Source organism: Mycobacterium sp., from assembly GCF_050701675.1.
GTDB lineage: Bacteria > Actinomycetota > Actinomycetes > Mycobacteriales > Mycobacteriaceae > Mycobacterium.
On record NZ_JBOGDD010000819.1, the window covers coordinates 1 to 14,065 of the forward strand.

A 14,065-nucleotide genomic window follows, 5' to 3' on the forward strand; every position below is an offset into this window, starting at 1 on the left:
GTCCTGGCGGGCTTCACCGACGGTGAGAAGGCGGCCGCGGCAGACGGCAAGACGATCAAGGTGCGCTGCCTGGTCACCGCGATGCGGCATGCCGCCCGGTCGAGGGAGATCGCCGAACTGGCGATCCGGTTCCGCGACAAGGGCGTCGTCGGCTTCGACATCGCGGGCGCGGAGGCCGGGTACCCGCCAACGCGGCATCTGGATGCCTTCGAGTACATGCGGAACAACAACGCGCGCTTCACCATTCACGCGGGGGAAGCATTCGGCCTGCCGTCCATCCACGAGGCGATCGCGTTCTGCGGTGCCGATCGCCTGGGCCACGGCGTGCGGATCGTCGACGACATCGAGGTGCGCGACGACGGGGACGCGGCGCTCGGCCGGTTGGCTTCGATCCTGCGGGACAAGCGGATTCCGCTCGAGCTGTGCCCAAGCAGCAACGTCCAGACCGGGGCCGTCGCCAGCATCGCCGAGCACCCGTTCGCCCTGTTGGCCAGGCTTCGGTTCCGGGTGACGGTCAATACCGACAACCGGTTGATGAGCGACACGACGATGAGCCAGGAGATGCTGCGCCTGGTCGAGGCGTTCGGTTACGGCTGGAGCGACCTCGAGCGGTTCACCATCAACGCGATGAAGTCCTCGTTCATCCCGTTCCGTGAGCGGCTGGCTCTGATCGACGAGGTCATCAAGCCGCGGTACGCAGTCCTGATCGGTTAGTGATTTCGGCGCGCTCGGTTGCGCTCACCGCAACCACGCGCGCCCAAATCGCGTGGGTCAGGGGGTGAGGACCTGGCGGAGGCGGTTCGCGAATTCGCCTGGCGCACCGAGGAAGCCACCGTGATCGCCGGGGAACGCCGTGGTGTCCAGGCCGAGTCGTTCAGCCACCGCGATGGAGGTTCGCTTGGTAACCAGATGGCCGGAGTCCGCCCCGAGGCCGATCACGACGCGCGACGCCGAGCCCCGCAACACGTCGAAGTCGGGCACGTAGCGGGTCGTCGGCACCAGGTCGTGAACGAAGAAGCGCGCAGCCTCGGCGAGTTCGATGTCGGTCGGCACGGGAGCGCCCTGCCCGTCGGGTGCGGTGCCGTCGCCACCACCGATGTCGAAGCCCGCGTTGAGCATGAACTTCATCCACGCCGCGTGGAAGCCGTCGGTGCGGAACGTCTCGACGATGTCCACGGTGGCCGCGCGTTGCGCATCGGCGTCGTCGAGCAGCTCGAGCAGCGGTGGCTCGTGCGCCACCAGCGTGCCGACCCTGCCGGGATGGCGAACGACCATTGCGAGACCGGTCACCGCGCCTCCGCTGGAGCCGAACACGTCGGCCGACTCGACGCCGAGGTCATCGAGGATCGCCGCCACGTCGTCGGCCCGTAGGTCGGGATTCGACGGACCGTCCGGATCCTCGACCGGACTGCCCGCGAAGCCGCGCGGGTCGTAGGTGACCGCGGTGTGGTCGACGGCCATGGCGTGCGCAAGGGGCGCGAACTCCGCGGCCGCCATCGGCGAGCCGATCACCAGTAGCACGGGTCCGCTGCCGCGCACCTCGTAGTGCAGTCGCGCGCCGGGGACGTCGATGGAACGTGAAGCGAGGCCGTCAGTCGTGGTCATGTCGGTGTTGACTGGCGGCCCGGGGAAGACTCATCACTCCTCGCGGAGGCGGGAATCCACGAAGGCTTCGACCTTCTCCCACTGCTCGACGGCCTTGGCGTAGGGCGCCGCGGGCTTGCGGACCTTGTCGGGGGACAACACGTGGCCGACGAACCTGCCGAGGGGCTGGTCTTGATCCAGCGCCTCCGCCACCGTGTTGTCCTCCGCGTAGTCGCCGACGTCTCGGATCAATTCGATGGCCAGTTCGAGCTGCTCGAGGTCCACGGCGTCGGGCCCGTCAGCGATGTCGTCGGCCAGGGTGCGCAGCACGTAGACGTTGTCGTCGGTGACCCTGATCTGCAGTGACCCGTCGGTGGCCGCGGTCTTGATGTCGTCGAAGGTGGCGAGGTCCGACAGATCGCTTTCGTGCTCGTCGGCCAGATAGCGGGCCAGTGACCGCTCGGAGCCGAACACGCTGATGCGTCCGTTGCGACCGAGGAAGATCGGCTGGTCGTCCATGTAGCAGCGCAGGGTGTAGAACGTGCCGCCGCGGGTCAGCAGGCGGATCGGATCGATGCCGACGTGCGTCCAGAAGTCCTCGTCGCTGCCGAGCACCTGCTCTTCTGCCTGGGCGGTCAGTACGGCCTCCTCGGGATCGGTGTCGACCTCGCCCTCGATCACCACGTCGTCGTCGGAACCGTCCTCGGTGACCTCGGGTTCTGGCGCGGGCTCGGCGAGTTCGGCCGCGGCCTTCTCGACGGCTGCGGAGTTCACGTCGGGGATCGTGACGATCTCGTCGATCGCGTCGACGACACCGTCCCAACTGCGGGCGATCACGGCCTCGATCTCGGCCCAGCGCTTGCGGCCGGCACGGCCCTCGAACACTTCGACGCCCCCTCCGAGGGACCCGAGCACGGGGTTGCCGTTGAAGAACTTCGACACCACGGTCAGATCGCATACGGAGCCGACCGCCTGCGCCACGGCAAGCGCATGCAACAGCTTCGACACCGACTCCTCGGTCGGCTTCTCCGCCGCCACCTCGGGAACGCCGATCAGGTCGTGCTGACGGTCTTCGCCTGGATCGAGTCGGTGCGCCGACGACGCCTTCAGCTCATCCCACGCCGGGTGGTCGGTGAGGTCGTTGTCGGAATTGGTCCGAACGAATGCGGCCAGGTCAGCGACCGACTCGAAGCCGTATAGGTCGTCGTCCTTGCCGAGGAACGCCTGCCATTCGTCGTCGGCATCACGCCACGACGGAGCCCACAGTGTGTACAGATCGCCCTTGGTCAGCCCAAGCCTCACAGGCACGATGTCAGAAGCCATGCGGCACAGCCTAACGACGCCTCCCCAGGGGCTTGCCGTCAGGCGGTTCGGCGCTGAACGCTCTCGGTGGGCTCTGGCGGTGCGAGCAAGCGCGACGGTGCCCACGGGCGTGCCCGGCGATGGACGTTTGCTTGCGCGTCGCCCGCCATTCTCGACACACAGCTAACTCACGAGACATAACGAATCGCGCGAGATGCATTTCAGCCATGATGGCCGTAGCTGTCGGGAAAGGGCGCTGCTGACCACTGCCTACCCCCGTAGCCACAGGTAGCCGGTTTTCATTCGAAATTGGCTCGTTCGGCACTGTCCACGTTTCGGTAGACTGAGCCGATCAATTGACGTGACTGTCAGGCAAACGGGTGGCCAGTGGCGTCGCGGGGTGGTGATGCACGGGGGAGACGACGTTGAAGCGCATTCGTTGGTGGTGGCGACAACCCGATAACTACGCCTGGTTCAGCTCCTACCTGCAAGCGCGCCGCATGGTGGGAATGACCCGAGCGGTGATGGCCGTGACCTCGGCGTCTCTGGCGATCATTCCCTTCGCATTGCTGTGGAGTTCGACGCCGCCAGACAGTGTGGTCCGCATCGTCGTGTCCGTTCTGTCGGTCGTCGGTGGCACCGGCTGTGCGCTGCTGTGGATCGTTCGCTGGCCGTCCAGGTCGCAGTCGGTGGCCTTTGCCGTCACGGCCAGCGTCAGCATCGCCATGGCGACGCTGTCCCAGAGTGACCCCTCGCTCGCCCTCCTTGCGTGCACCGCCTTCGTCGCGGTCTCCGCGTACATCGCCATCTTTCACACCGCGCTCCTCATGGTCGCCAACGCGGTCGTCGTGGTGGTCATCCCGATAGTCCCCGCGGTGGCACTGGCGACCACTCACGGCGTCGTGCGCACACTGTGCGAGTACGTGCTGATGGTGATGGTCAACATCGCGGTGCCGTTCGGCATCCAGATCATCGTGCAAGCCCTCGGCGTCGATCTGTTGAACGCCGACCGCGACCCCCTCACCGGGCTGCTGAACCGCCGCGCGTTCTACGAACGGACCGGCCAGCTCGTCGCCGCGCACGGGTACTCCGATTCACACCTCGTGGTGGCAATGATCGATCTCGACCGATTCAAACTGCTCAACGACACCGAGGGCCACGCTGCGGGTGACCGCGTCCTGATCGCCGTCGGGCACAGTCTTCGCGAGCAGACCCGCCCGACTGCCATCGTGGGGAGGGTGGGAGGTGAGGAGTTCCTGGTCGCCGACGTGTTCGTTGACCCGAGGCAAGCCGCCCTTGGTCAGCGTCTCTGCGACGCCGTGGCCGATCTGCCCTACGAGATCACCGCCAGCGTCGGGATCGCCAGCGCCCGATGCGACCAGTTCGTCGAACACCACGATCCGAACCTTGTCATCAACGCATTGGTTGCGTTGGCCGATGGGGCGATGTACGACGCGAAACGCAACGGCGGCAACCAGTCCCGTCAACGGGTGGCCCCGTTCGAACCGTACTGCGTCGACGACCGGAGTCAGGTGCGAGCGAAGTAGCGCTCGCCGTCAGCGGCCATCCTCCCGAATGCCAGCTTGAGCACCGGGGCCAGCGGCTTGAACGGCAGTGCCAACGGACTCTTGGGCTCGAGAGCAAGGGTCCACGTGAACCGCGTCGAGCCGCTGTCGGAAGGCTCCGGTTCCACGACGTAGTCCTCCGCGAACCGCCGGAACACGGGCAGGTTCGCCTCATAGGCGGCGAACGAATAACGGTGCCCCTCGTCCCAACGGAAGTAGCGCTCGCGAACGCGGGTCAACCCGGGGGCCAACGCGACCTCGCGGGTGCTTCCGACCCCGAAGGGGCGGGGGCTCAGCCAGTTCACCGAACTGACCGTTGCACTCCAGGCGGCTACCGAGTCATCCGAGGTCAGCGATTCCCAGACCCTCTCGACCGGCGCCGCGAAGCGTCTCGAGTATCGGAATACGTGCGGCGCGGACTCGAAGAAGTCGTCGTCCGCGGGTTCGATCGGATACCAGCGCGTCATGGTGCTCAGCATGCCAAAGCGCCGCGCCCGTGGACAGACGCGGGACGATGGCTTCATGCGGGCAGTGATCTTCTCCGAGTTCGGTGGTTCGGTGGACGTCCAGTCGGTCGCCGACCCTGCGCCGTCGCCAGGGGGTGTGGTCCTCGAGGTGCACGCCACCGGTCTTTGTCGCAGTGACTGGCACGCGTGGGCCGGGCACGACGACGGGGTGGCACTCCCGCACGTCCCTGGGCACGAGATGGTCGGCGTGATCGTCGCGGTAGGGGCCGAGGTGCGACGGTGGACGGTCGGTGACCGGGTGACCACACCGTTCGTGTGCGGCTGCGGACACTGCCAGTGGTGCCTGGATGGTCAGGCGCAGGTGTGTCCGAATCAGACCCAGCCCGGCTTCACGCACTGGGGCTCCTTCGCCGAGTACGTGGCGCTGCACGCGGCCGACGCCAACGTGGTCGTCGTCCCCGAGGTCGTCGGGGATGCTGCGGCGGCGGGACTGGGCTGTCGGTTCGCCACCGCCTACCGCGCACTGACTGCTCGGGCCAGGGTCAGGCCCGGCGAGTGGGTGACGGTGGTCGGAGCCGGTGGGGTGGGCCTCAGTGCCGTGCAGGTGGCCGTCGCGGCCGGTGCCAGGGTCATCGCGGTCGACCGCAACCCGGCAGCGCTGGACCTGGCGCGGGGGCTGGGTGCCGAGCACACCGTGCTGGCCGATCGGGGCGAGCCGGGCGAGGTCGCCGCCCGGGTGCACGACCTCACGGGCGGCGGCAGCCACGTCGCCGTGGACGCGGTCGGCACTCCGGGCACCTGTTCGGACGCCATCTACAGCCTGCGGCGGCGCGGACGTCACGCACAGGTGGGTCTGCTGCCCGGCGTCGACGGACACCCCGCGGTGCCGATGGAGCGAGTGATCGCCTGGGAGCTGGACGTTCTCGGCAGTCACGGCATGGCCAGCGTGGACTATCCCGGCATGTTGGCACTAGTGGAGGCGGGCACGTTGCGCCCGCAGGAGCTGGTCGAGCAGATCGTCGGACTGACCGAGGGCGCTCGTCGACTCCCGTCGGTCGACACTGCCTCTCCGGTCGGCGTCACGTTGATCGACCCGCGGCTGCCCTGACCCTCACGCCGTCGGCCGCCAAAAACCCTGAAATCCCTGCCCCGCGTTGGTGGTTCGGATCGGGGAGAGCTTGACGGGATCTCCGGCCTCGATCATCAACCCGTTGCCCACGACCATCGCGACGTGTCCGTCCCACACCGCAAGGTCTCCTGGGCGCAGCGATGCCCGATCGACGGCTGACCCGATGTCCTGTTCCTGGGCCAGCCGCGGAAGATCCAGTCCTGCTTCGTGATACGCCCACTGCGTGAGTCCGCTGCAGTCCAGGCCGACACCCGGGGTGGTGCCGCCCCAGTCGTAGGGCACACCCAGCTGGGTCAGCGCATGCCGGACCGCGCTCGCGGCGACCGCGTTGGGCGCCGTCGCCGTGCTGCCGTCGGGGAGTTGCACGGTGACGCCACTGCCGAACATGCCTGGGTCGGCGAGTGGCCGAGCGTCGTCGGACGGCCCGGACGACGAGTCGGGGCTGGCGCCGGACATCCCCGAGAAGCCGGTAGGCACCGAGCCGTCCAAGCCGGATCCCGCTCCCAAGCCGGATCCCGCTCCCATCCCCGAACCGGATCCGAGGCCGCCGAGGCTGGGCAACGAACCCATTGGCATCGTCGGCATCGCGCCCGTGACGGGTTCGGCCACGGCGGCCCGATGGCCGTCGAGCTCGGCGCGCAACTCGTCGACGACGGCTTCGGCCTCGGAGAGCGCGCGGCGGGCCTCGGCGATGAGTTCGTCCGCGGTGCCCGGTTCGTCGATCTCGGCCTCGAGCGCCGCGGCCCGCGCCTCGAAGTCATCGATGATCGCCTGCAGTCGCTCCCTGGCGCGGGCCACGGCGTCCGCGGCGTTCGTCGCCGCCTCGCCGAGACGGCCGGCTCGGCCGGCCAGCGCGTCGACCGCCGCCACGGTCGCGCTGGTGAACTCGGCGGCGGCATCACCGGCATCGCCGACCCAGCGAGTCCGCTGCCACGACCGATCCGTGGCGACGGCGAGCTCGCCAAGCGCATTGCGGATGTCCGTCAGAGCCTCGGCGGCTTCGGGGGTACCCGTTCCCACCGTCGCCTGCAGCTCGTGTAACGGAGCGGACAACCCGCTCACGAGGGCGCTCGGCACCGGCTAGGCTCCGAGCGCCGAGATAGTCTGTCCCACATGGTGTTCGGATTCCTCATACCCGTCGGCGGCCGCCCCTGCGCTTGACCTGGCCGCCGATAGCCGACCGGCGAGTTGCGCGACGTGGTGCGCCTCCCGAGTCAAGGCGTCATTCAGCGCCGCCACGAAGCCCGACCCGACCGAACCGAAGGCATCCGCGGACACCCGCGCAGCGGTCAGGTCAGCGGCGACGGAGGCGAGGTCGCCCGCATGGCGATGTAGCGCGACGCTGAACGCGTGAATGTCAGAGGTATCGACGAGCACGAGGTTATGACGGCGGCCAGAGCGCGCTGGTTCCATTAGGGTCTGGGCGCATGGACGTGCACGTTGTCGATCACCCGTTGGCCGCAGCGCGGCTGACCACGCTGCGGGACGAACGCACCGGCAACGCGGGGTTCCGCTCCGCACTGCGCGACCTCACGCTGATGCTGGTCTACGAGGCCACCCGTGACGCCGCGTCCGAAGCCGTCGCGGTCCGCACCCCGCTCACCGACACCGTCGGATCGCGCCTCGCTCGGCCACCGTTGTTGGTACCCGTGCTGCGCGCCGGTCTCGGGATGGTCGATCAGGCGCACGCTCTGATCCCCGAGGCTCATGTCGGGTTCGTTGGCATCGCCAGGAATGAGGAGACCGCCCAACCCGCTCCGTACCTGGAGTCGCTGCCCGACGACCTGAGCAATGTTCCGGTGATGGTTCTGGACCCGATGCTCGCCACCGGTGGCTCGATGGCGTATACCCTCGGCCTGCTGCACGACCGCAACGCCGTCGACATCACCGCGGTCTGCGTCGTGTGCGCACCGGAAGGCATTGCAGCCCTTGAGAGGGCATCTCCGGGTCTGCGGCTCTACACCGCGGCAATCGACGACGGGCTCAACGACGTCGCGTACATCGTTCCTGGCCTCGGCGACGCCGGGGACCGTCAGTTCGGTCCGCGCTGAAGCAGTCCGACCACGTCGGCCCGTAGATCGTCGAGCCGAAGGGCTGCGGCCTCGCGGGCGGCCGTCACGTCGTCACGGGGCGGAAGGCGAATCTCGAGGTATGCCTTGACCTTCGGCTCCGTTCCCGAGGGCCGAATCGCGACCCGTACTGACTCACCCGTATAGATCAGCGCATCGGTGCGCTGCTGCCCGCGGCGTTCCAGCAGATCGGTGACCTGCACCGGCTCGCCTCCCAGGCGTGCGGGTGGTGCGACCCGGAGCCGGTCCATCAGGGCCGCGTCCGCGGGCACCGAAACCGCGGACGTGGTGTGTACGCCGTGGCGCAGTGCCAGCGCATCCAGCGCGTCGGAAGGCGTTTGGCCCTGGCCGAGCAGCACGGCCACCAGATCGCACGCGAGCACCGCGGCACTGATGCCGTCCTTGTCCCGCACGGCTGCGGGGTCGACGCAGTGGCCGATCGCCTCCTCGTAGGCGTAGACGAGCGTGCGTCCGGGCTGGTCCGCGTCGGCGCGCGCAAGCCACTTGAACCCCGTCAGCGTCTCGACGTGCTGGGCGCCGTGGCCTGCGGCTATCGCGGCCAGCATGCGCGAGGACACCACGGTGCTGGCCACCACGCTGCTCGACATGACCTCGCCCGGCTCTGTCTGCGAGAGGATGTAATCGCCTAGTAGCCAACCAGTTTCGTCGCCCGAGAGCAGCCGCCAGCCCGAGGATGTCGGGATGCCGACCGCGCATCTGTCGGCGTCGGGGTCCAAGGCGATCGCCACGTCGGCGTCGACCTTGGCCGCGAGTTCCAGGAGCAGGTCGGTGGCGCCCGCTTCCTCCGGATTGGGGAAGGCAACGGTGGGGAAGTCCGGGTCGGGCGAATACTGCTCGGCGACCACGTGGACGTCGGTGAAGCCCGCTTCGCGGAGGGCCAGCAGGGCGGGTTCTCCGCCAACCCCGTGCATCGGTGTCAGCGCGACGCGAACGTCACCAGTGCCACGTCTCACCCTGGCGGCGCGACGGACGTAGTCCGCGATGAGGTCGGTGTTCGCCGCAGTGACCTCGGCGCGGGCGACCTCGGCAGGTGCGATCCGCATCGCCGCTTCGATCTCGCGGTCGCTCGGTGACACGATCTGCAGCCCGCCGTCGAGGTACACCTTGTAGCCGTTGTCCGCAGGCGGATTGTGCGACGCCGTGACCTGGACGCCCGCGGCAGCGCCAAGGTGTCGGACGGCGAACGCCACCACCGGCGTCGGAGCCGGATCAGGCAGAAGGATCACCGAAAAGCCCTCGGCAGCAAGCACTTCGGCGGCGGCCAGGGCGAAGTCGTCGGAGTTGTGGCGGGCGTCGCGACCGACCACGACGGTCGAGCCGCCCAAACATCTGTCCTTCAGCACCTTGGCCAGCGCCCACGTCGCTGCCGTCACCGTCGCGACGTTCATACCGCCGGGACCGTCCCGCATGGGTCCACGCAGCCCCGCCGTACCGAACGTCAGGGGCGGCGGGGAGGGGCTGGTCATGGCGTTCATTGTGCGGTGCGCTCGTCAGGGGTTGCATGCTCGTCGCCGTCGGCGAGTTTTCGGAGCACCGGGGCGACGAGCATCAGTAGGTCGAACTCGAGATCGGTCAGGGTTTCGCGCATGGCGGCGTCCAGCCAGGCGTCCCGGTCGGCGCGGTCGGTGTCGATCAGGGCGGACCCGTCGACCGTCGTCTCGATGAGCTGTCGACGCCGGTCATCGGGATCGGTTCGCCGCGACACCAGTCGCCGCGCCTCCAACTCGTTGATGCCGTCGGTGAGCGACTGAACCCGGACGTGCATGCGGGCAGCGAGTTCTGCCGGGGTGGTCACGCCCGAGCGGCTGATCTCCCCGAGCAACTGCATCTGGCTCAACGTCAGGCCGTTGTCGGGGCGGTGCCTGCGCAGCTGCCGGGTGAGCGCCATGATCGACTCGCGAAGGTTGGTGGCGTTCTTCGTCCGTTCGAGGGTCATTACCAAGTTATACCTTGGTAATAGCACGATTAACCTCAGTTTGCGACAAGTAATTGGCAAGGGCATACTTGGGGTAATGAAACGGTGGGCGTTGTTGGTGGTGGTCACGATCGCGGTGACCGTGCCGCTGACCATCGTTGGCGTGCCCTCGGCGGCACTGTTCGCGGCGCTCATCGTCGGCATCGTGCTAGCTCTTCTGTCGTTCGCCCCATCGGGCGTTCCGCGCAAGGCCGGCGTCGCCGCGCAGGGAGTGCTCGGCGTCTACATCGGGACGATGGTCCATCGCGACGCGTTGACGGCGCTGGGTTCGGACTGGCCGATCGTGCTCGGCGTCGCGTTGGCGACCCTGCTGTTGAGCGTCGTTGCGGGCGCACTGCTCGGTCTGCACCGCGACGTGAGCCCGCTCACCGGGGCGTTGGCGCTCGTCGCCGGCGGTGCCTCCGGCCTGGTTGCCATCGCTCGCGAGTTGGGCGGCGACGACCGCGTGGTGGCCGTGGTGCAGTATCTGCGGGTTGCGTTGATCACCGCGTCGATGCCGCTGATCGTCACGTTCGTCTATCACGCCGAGAAGACCGGACAGTCAGCTGCACCTACCCAAAACGATTCGGCGCCTTGGTATCTCAGCATCTTGATGATCGCCGTGGTCGTGCTGGTCGGGGCGACGGGCGGCCGACTCATCCGGCTGCCAGGCGCCGGTCTGCTCGGGCCCATGACGGTGACCATCGCGCTGGAGTTGACCGGGACGTCCTTCGGGATGTCGGTGCCGCTCGTGCTGGTGCAGCTCGGGTACGCCGTGATCGGCTGGCAGGCCGGTGTCGCGTTCACACGTGAGTCGATCCGCGCGATCGGTCGGGCGCTACCTGCCGCGATAGGCCTGATCATCCTGCTCAACGTCGCCACCGCGGGCCTTGGCATCCTGCTCGCACGCGTCTCGGGGATCAGCCCCCTCGAGGGCTACCTGTCCACCAGCCCTGGCGGCATCTACGCCGTGTTGGCCACGGCGGTCGAGACCGGAGCCAACGTCACGTTCATCATCGCCGCCCAGGTGGTGCGGGTGCTCCTGATGTTGTTCGCCGCGCCGCTGATGGCGCGCGGATTCGTCAAGCTGACCGAGCGGATCGGCTACAGCCGGGCCAGCACCTGGGAGAGCAGAGAACCCATCCGCGTCGCCGACTGACGGCCCGCCGCCAGCACCTCGACGTGGCTGAGCGGTTCGCCCGTCATGCCTGCGGCCAGGTTCGTCACCAGCGAGACCCCGAGCACCTCGGCGCCCGCCGCCCGCGCCGCGATGGTCTCGTGCACCGTCGACATGCCGACGAGGTCGGCGCCGAGTGTGCGCAGCATCCGGATCTCGGCGGGTGTCTCGTAATGCGGGCCGGGCAGCCCCGCGTAGACCCCTTCGGCCAGTGTCGGATCGACGTCGCGCGCAAGAGCTCGCAGCCGCGGCGCATAGGCATCGACCAGGTCGACGAACTGGGCGCCCACCAGCGGCGAGCGCGCGGTCAGGTTGAGGTGGTCGCTGATCAGCACGGGTTGACCCACCGAATGATCGTCCCTGAGCCCGCCCGCCGCGTTGGTCAGTACGACGGTGCCTGCCCCCGCGGCGCACGCCGTGCGCACGGGATGGACGACGTGGCGCAGATCGTGGCCCTCGTAGGCGTGAATGCGGCCAAGCAGGACCAGGACCCGCTTGTCGCCGACGGACACCACCAGCAACGTGCCGCCGTGGCCCGCAGCGGTCGGCGGGCTGAAACCGGGAAGATCGGCCATCGGGACGACGACGGACGGTTCGCCGAGCGCCGCCGCCGCGGGTGCCCAGCCCGAGCCGAGGACGACGGCGACGTCGAAGCCGGTTACGCCGGTGCGCCGTAGAAGTTCGGCGGCCGCCGCGTCGGCGATGGCCTGCGGATCGGGCGTACCAGTCACAGCGAGAAAGCGTACGGGGTTCAGGTAGCAGCCAGGGCGACGAAGTTCGAGAAGCCATCACCGTCAGCGCTATCTGAATGGATGCATCGGATGGTCGCCCGATGAGCGCTCGCGCGAAGACCGAAGCGGACGGTGAGATACTTCTTCGATGCCCACCGCCACAGCGTCGACGACCGTCGAGGACGCAGTCCAGCGACGTCGTGGCGACTTGATCGAGCTGTCGCACTCCATCCACGCCGAGCCCGAGCTTGCCTTCGCCGAACACCGCAGCTGCGCCAAGACGCAGGCGCTGGTCGCCGAGCGCGGATTCGAGATCACCGCTGCGCCCGGCGGATTGGACACCGCGTTCCGCGCCGACTTCGGCAGCGGCTCGTTGGTCGTCGGCATCTGCGCCGAATACGACGCCCTGCCCGGTATCGGCCATGCCTGCGGGCACAACATCATCGCGGCCTCCGCGGTCGGGGCTGCGCTGGCTCTTGCCGAGGTCGCCGACGAGCTGGACCTGACGGTGGTGCTGCTCGGCACGCCCGCCGAGGAGGCCGGCGGCGGGAAGGCCCTGATGCTCGAGGCGGGCACGTTCGACGACATCGCGGTGACGGTGATGTTGCACGCCGGTCCGATCGACATCGCCCGCGCCCGGTCGCTGGCGTTGTCGCAGGTGGCCGTCGAATACGTCGGACGCGAGGCGCACGCTGCCGTCGCGCCGTATCTGGGACTCAACGCCGCCGACGCGATCACGGTGGCCCAGGTGGCGATCGGTCTGCTGCGTCAGCAGCTGGCGCCCGGTCAGATGATGCACGGCATCGTCACCGACGGCGGTCAGGCCACCAACGTCATCCCGGCACACTCCGAGATGCACTACACGATGCGCGCCAACGACTCCGGGTCGCTGCGCGAGCTGGAGGGCAGGATGTCCGACTGTTTCCTCGCGGGTGCGGTGGCCACGGGCTGCGGCCATCAGGTCGAGGCAACCGAGCCGTCCTACCTGGAGCTGACGCCGGACCAGTGGCTTGCCGACGTGTTCCGCGCCGAGATGATCCGGTTCGGCCGGACCCCCGTCGGGGTGGAGGTAGAGGCCGCGTTCCCGCTCGGCAGCACCGATATGGGCAACGTCACCCAGGTCATGCCTGGCATCCACCCGGTCGTCGGCATCGACGCCGACGGCGCATCGATCCACCAACCGGCGTTCGCGGTGGCCGCGGCTGGGCCGAGTGCCGACAAGGCAGTCATCGAGGGAGCCGTGATGCTGGCACGCACCGTCGTCGAGCTGGCCCAGACGGCCGCGGAACGCGACCGGGTGCTGCGACTGAAGGCGGAGCGCTCGTGAGTTTCGAGCGAGAAGCGGAGCGGGATCGCGCATGAGCATCGGCGAGTACACCGAGGCGTGGTTGGCCGCCCACTACGGCGAGCTGGTGGCGTGGCGTCGGCACATCCATCAGCACCCCGAGCTGGGCCGCCAGGAGTTCGAGACGACGCAGTTCGTCGCATCGCACTTGGCGGACGCGGGCCTGAACCCGAAGGTTCTGCCCGGCGGCACGGGACTGACGTGCGACTTCGGACCCGAGCACGCGCCGCGGGTGGCGCTGCGCGCCGACATGGACGCGTTGCCGATGGCCGAGCGGACGGGTGCGTCGTTCACGTCTCTGGTGCCCAACGTCGCGCACGCCTGCGGCCACGACGGGCATACGTCGGTCCTGCTCGGCGCGGGGCTCGCCCTGGCCTCGGTGCCCGAGCTGCCGGTCGGCGTTCGCCTGGTCTTCCAGCCCGCCGAGGAGCTGATGCCCGGCGGCGCCATCGATGCGATCGCCGCGGGTGCGCTCAACGGGGTGTCGCGGATCTTCGCGTTGCACTGCGATCCGCGGCTGGAGGTCGGCAAGGTGGCCGTGCGGCCGGGCCCCATCACGTCGGCGGCCGATCAGGTGGAGATCACGCTGCACTCACCGGGCGGCCATACCTCGCGACCGCACCTGACGGGTGACCTCGTCTACGCGCTGGGCACCCTGATCACGGGTGTCCCCGGTGTGCTGTCGCGGCGGGTCGACCCACGCAACAGCACCGTCATGGTG

At 68.6% G+C, this 14,065-nt stretch carries 14 protein-coding genes and 1 pseudogene; 7 read left to right on the forward strand and 8 right to left on the reverse strand.

All coding sequences use genetic code 11. The features are described from left to right. Positions 1-714: adenosine deaminase (locus tag ACRDUX_RS25010; protein WP_526417577.1), on the forward strand; the 714-nt coding region annotated here is incomplete at its 5' end. 57 nt (positions 715-771) lie between these two features. On the opposite strand, the gene ACRDUX_RS25015 is transcribed toward ACRDUX_RS25010, so the two are convergent. Both ACRDUX_RS25015 and satS read right to left on the reverse strand, forming a co-directional pair. After that, positions 772-1,605: an alpha/beta fold hydrolase gene (locus ACRDUX_RS25015; RefSeq protein WP_526417579.1), complete on the reverse strand. Its 834-nt coding sequence runs from the start codon at positions 1,603-1,605 to the stop codon at positions 772-774. A gap of 33 nt (positions 1,606-1,638) precedes the next feature. Next, entirely contained in the window at positions 1,639-2,907 is a 1,269-nt protein-coding gene (gene satS, locus ACRDUX_RS25020) for a protein export chaperone SatS (RefSeq protein WP_526417581.1), read from the reverse strand. A gap of 404 nt (positions 2,908-3,311) precedes the next feature. Here satS and ACRDUX_RS25025 point away from each other — a divergent pair, with 404 nt between their 5' ends. Next, positions 3,312-4,433, forward strand: a complete 1,122-nt coding sequence (locus ACRDUX_RS25025; protein WP_526417583.1) for a GGDEF domain-containing protein — start codon at positions 3,312-3,314, stop codon at positions 4,431-4,433. On the opposite strand, the gene ACRDUX_RS25030 is transcribed toward ACRDUX_RS25025, so the two are convergent. Continuing rightward, the gene (locus tag ACRDUX_RS25030; protein ID WP_526417586.1) at positions 4,415-4,918 is read right to left on the reverse strand and encodes an SRPBCC family protein; all 504 of its coding nucleotides are present in this window, start codon (positions 4,916-4,918) and stop codon (positions 4,415-4,417) included. The two genes, ACRDUX_RS25025 and ACRDUX_RS25030, sit on opposite strands and share 19 nt — an antisense overlap. Positions 4,919-4,973: 55 nt before the next feature. On the opposite strand from ACRDUX_RS25030, the gene ACRDUX_RS25035 reads away from it, so the two are divergent. Further along, positions 4,974-6,026 (forward strand): alcohol dehydrogenase catalytic domain-containing protein, encoded by a 1,053-nt coding sequence (locus ACRDUX_RS25035; protein WP_526417606.1) that lies wholly within the window; start codon positions 4,974-4,976, stop codon positions 6,024-6,026. A 3-nt stretch (positions 6,027-6,029) separates the two neighbouring features. On the opposite strand, the gene ACRDUX_RS25040 is transcribed toward ACRDUX_RS25035, so the two are convergent. Together ACRDUX_RS25040 and ACRDUX_RS25045 are read right to left on the reverse strand one after the other, a co-directional pair. Continuing rightward, entirely contained in the window at positions 6,030-7,124 is a 1,095-nt protein-coding gene (locus ACRDUX_RS25040; RefSeq protein WP_526417588.1) for a C40 family peptidase, read from the reverse strand. Between the two features lie 3 nt (positions 7,125-7,127). Then, entirely contained in the window at positions 7,128-7,424 is a 297-nt protein-coding gene (locus ACRDUX_RS25045; protein WP_526417591.1) for a hypothetical protein, read from the reverse strand. Positions 7,425-7,474: 50 nt separating this feature from the next. Between ACRDUX_RS25045 and upp the strand changes: the two genes are divergently transcribed. After that, complete coding sequence (gene upp / locus ACRDUX_RS25050) at positions 7,475-8,098, forward strand: uracil phosphoribosyltransferase (RefSeq protein ID WP_526417593.1); 624 nt, start codon at positions 7,475-7,477, stop codon at positions 8,096-8,098. On the opposite strand, the pseudogene ACRDUX_RS25055 reads toward upp, so the two are convergent. Together ACRDUX_RS25055 and ACRDUX_RS25060 are read right to left on the reverse strand one after the other, a co-directional pair. Beyond that, a pseudogene (locus ACRDUX_RS25055) lies at positions 8,080-9,582 on the reverse strand (phospho-sugar mutase); the annotation flags it as partial. The gene upp and the pseudogene ACRDUX_RS25055 sit on opposite strands and share 19 nt — an antisense overlap. Positions 9,583-9,608: 26 nt before the next feature. Next, positions 9,609-10,073 carry a MarR family transcriptional regulator gene (locus tag ACRDUX_RS25060; RefSeq protein ID WP_526417595.1) on the reverse strand — a complete coding sequence of 155 codons (465 nt, stop codon included), beginning with the start codon at positions 10,071-10,073 and terminating at the stop codon, positions 9,609-9,611. A 76-nt stretch (positions 10,074-10,149) separates the two neighbouring features. Here ACRDUX_RS25060 and ACRDUX_RS25065 point away from each other — a divergent pair, with 76 nt between their 5' ends. After that, positions 10,150-11,250, forward strand: coding sequence for an AbrB family protein (locus ACRDUX_RS25065; RefSeq protein WP_526417597.1), 1,101 nt, complete (start codon positions 10,150-10,152; stop codon positions 11,248-11,250). Here the strand turns inward: ACRDUX_RS25065 and ACRDUX_RS25070 are convergent. Continuing rightward, positions 11,196-11,999 (reverse strand): purine-nucleoside phosphorylase, encoded by an 804-nt coding sequence (locus ACRDUX_RS25070; protein ID WP_526417599.1) that lies wholly within the window; start codon positions 11,997-11,999, stop codon positions 11,196-11,198. The two genes, ACRDUX_RS25065 and ACRDUX_RS25070, sit on opposite strands and share 55 nt — an antisense overlap. A gap of 148 nt (positions 12,000-12,147) precedes the next feature. Between ACRDUX_RS25070 and ACRDUX_RS25075 the strand changes: the two genes are divergently transcribed. Next, positions 12,148-13,326, forward strand: a complete 1,179-nt coding sequence (locus tag ACRDUX_RS25075) for a M20 family metallopeptidase (RefSeq protein ID WP_526417601.1) — start codon at positions 12,148-12,150, stop codon at positions 13,324-13,326. Positions 13,327-13,357: 31 nt separating this feature from the next. Continuing rightward, positions 13,358-14,065: amidohydrolase (locus ACRDUX_RS25080; RefSeq protein ID WP_526417604.1), on the forward strand; the 708-nt coding region annotated here is incomplete at its 3' end.

Bases quoted from the DNA above. Each gene is read 5' to 3' on its own strand.
- ACRDUX_RS25015 (WP_526417579.1), bottom strand. From the start codon at position 1,605: ATGACCACGACTGACGGCCTCGCTTCACGTTCCATCGACGTCCCCGGC.
- satS (WP_526417581.1), bottom strand. From the start codon at position 2,907: ATGGCTTCTGACATCGTGCCTGTGAGGCTTGGGCTGACCAAGGGCGAT.
- ACRDUX_RS25030 (WP_526417586.1), bottom strand. From the start codon at position 4,918: ATGACGCGCTGGTATCCGATCGAACCCGCGGACGACGACTTCTTCGAG.
- ACRDUX_RS25035 (WP_526417606.1), top strand. From the start codon at position 4,974: ATGCGGGCAGTGATCTTCTCCGAGTTCGGTGGTTCGGTGGACGTCCAG.
- upp (WP_526417593.1), top strand. From the start codon at position 7,475: ATGGACGTGCACGTTGTCGATCACCCGTTGGCCGCAGCGCGGCTGACC.
- ACRDUX_RS25060 (WP_526417595.1), bottom strand. From the start codon at position 10,073: ATGACCCTCGAACGGACGAAGAACGCCACCAACCTTCGCGAGTCGATC.
- ACRDUX_RS25065 (WP_526417597.1), top strand. From the start codon at position 10,150: ATGAAACGGTGGGCGTTGTTGGTGGTGGTCACGATCGCGGTGACCGTG.
- ACRDUX_RS25075 (WP_526417601.1), top strand. From the start codon at position 12,148: ATGCCCACCGCCACAGCGTCGACGACCGTCGAGGACGCAGTCCAGCGA.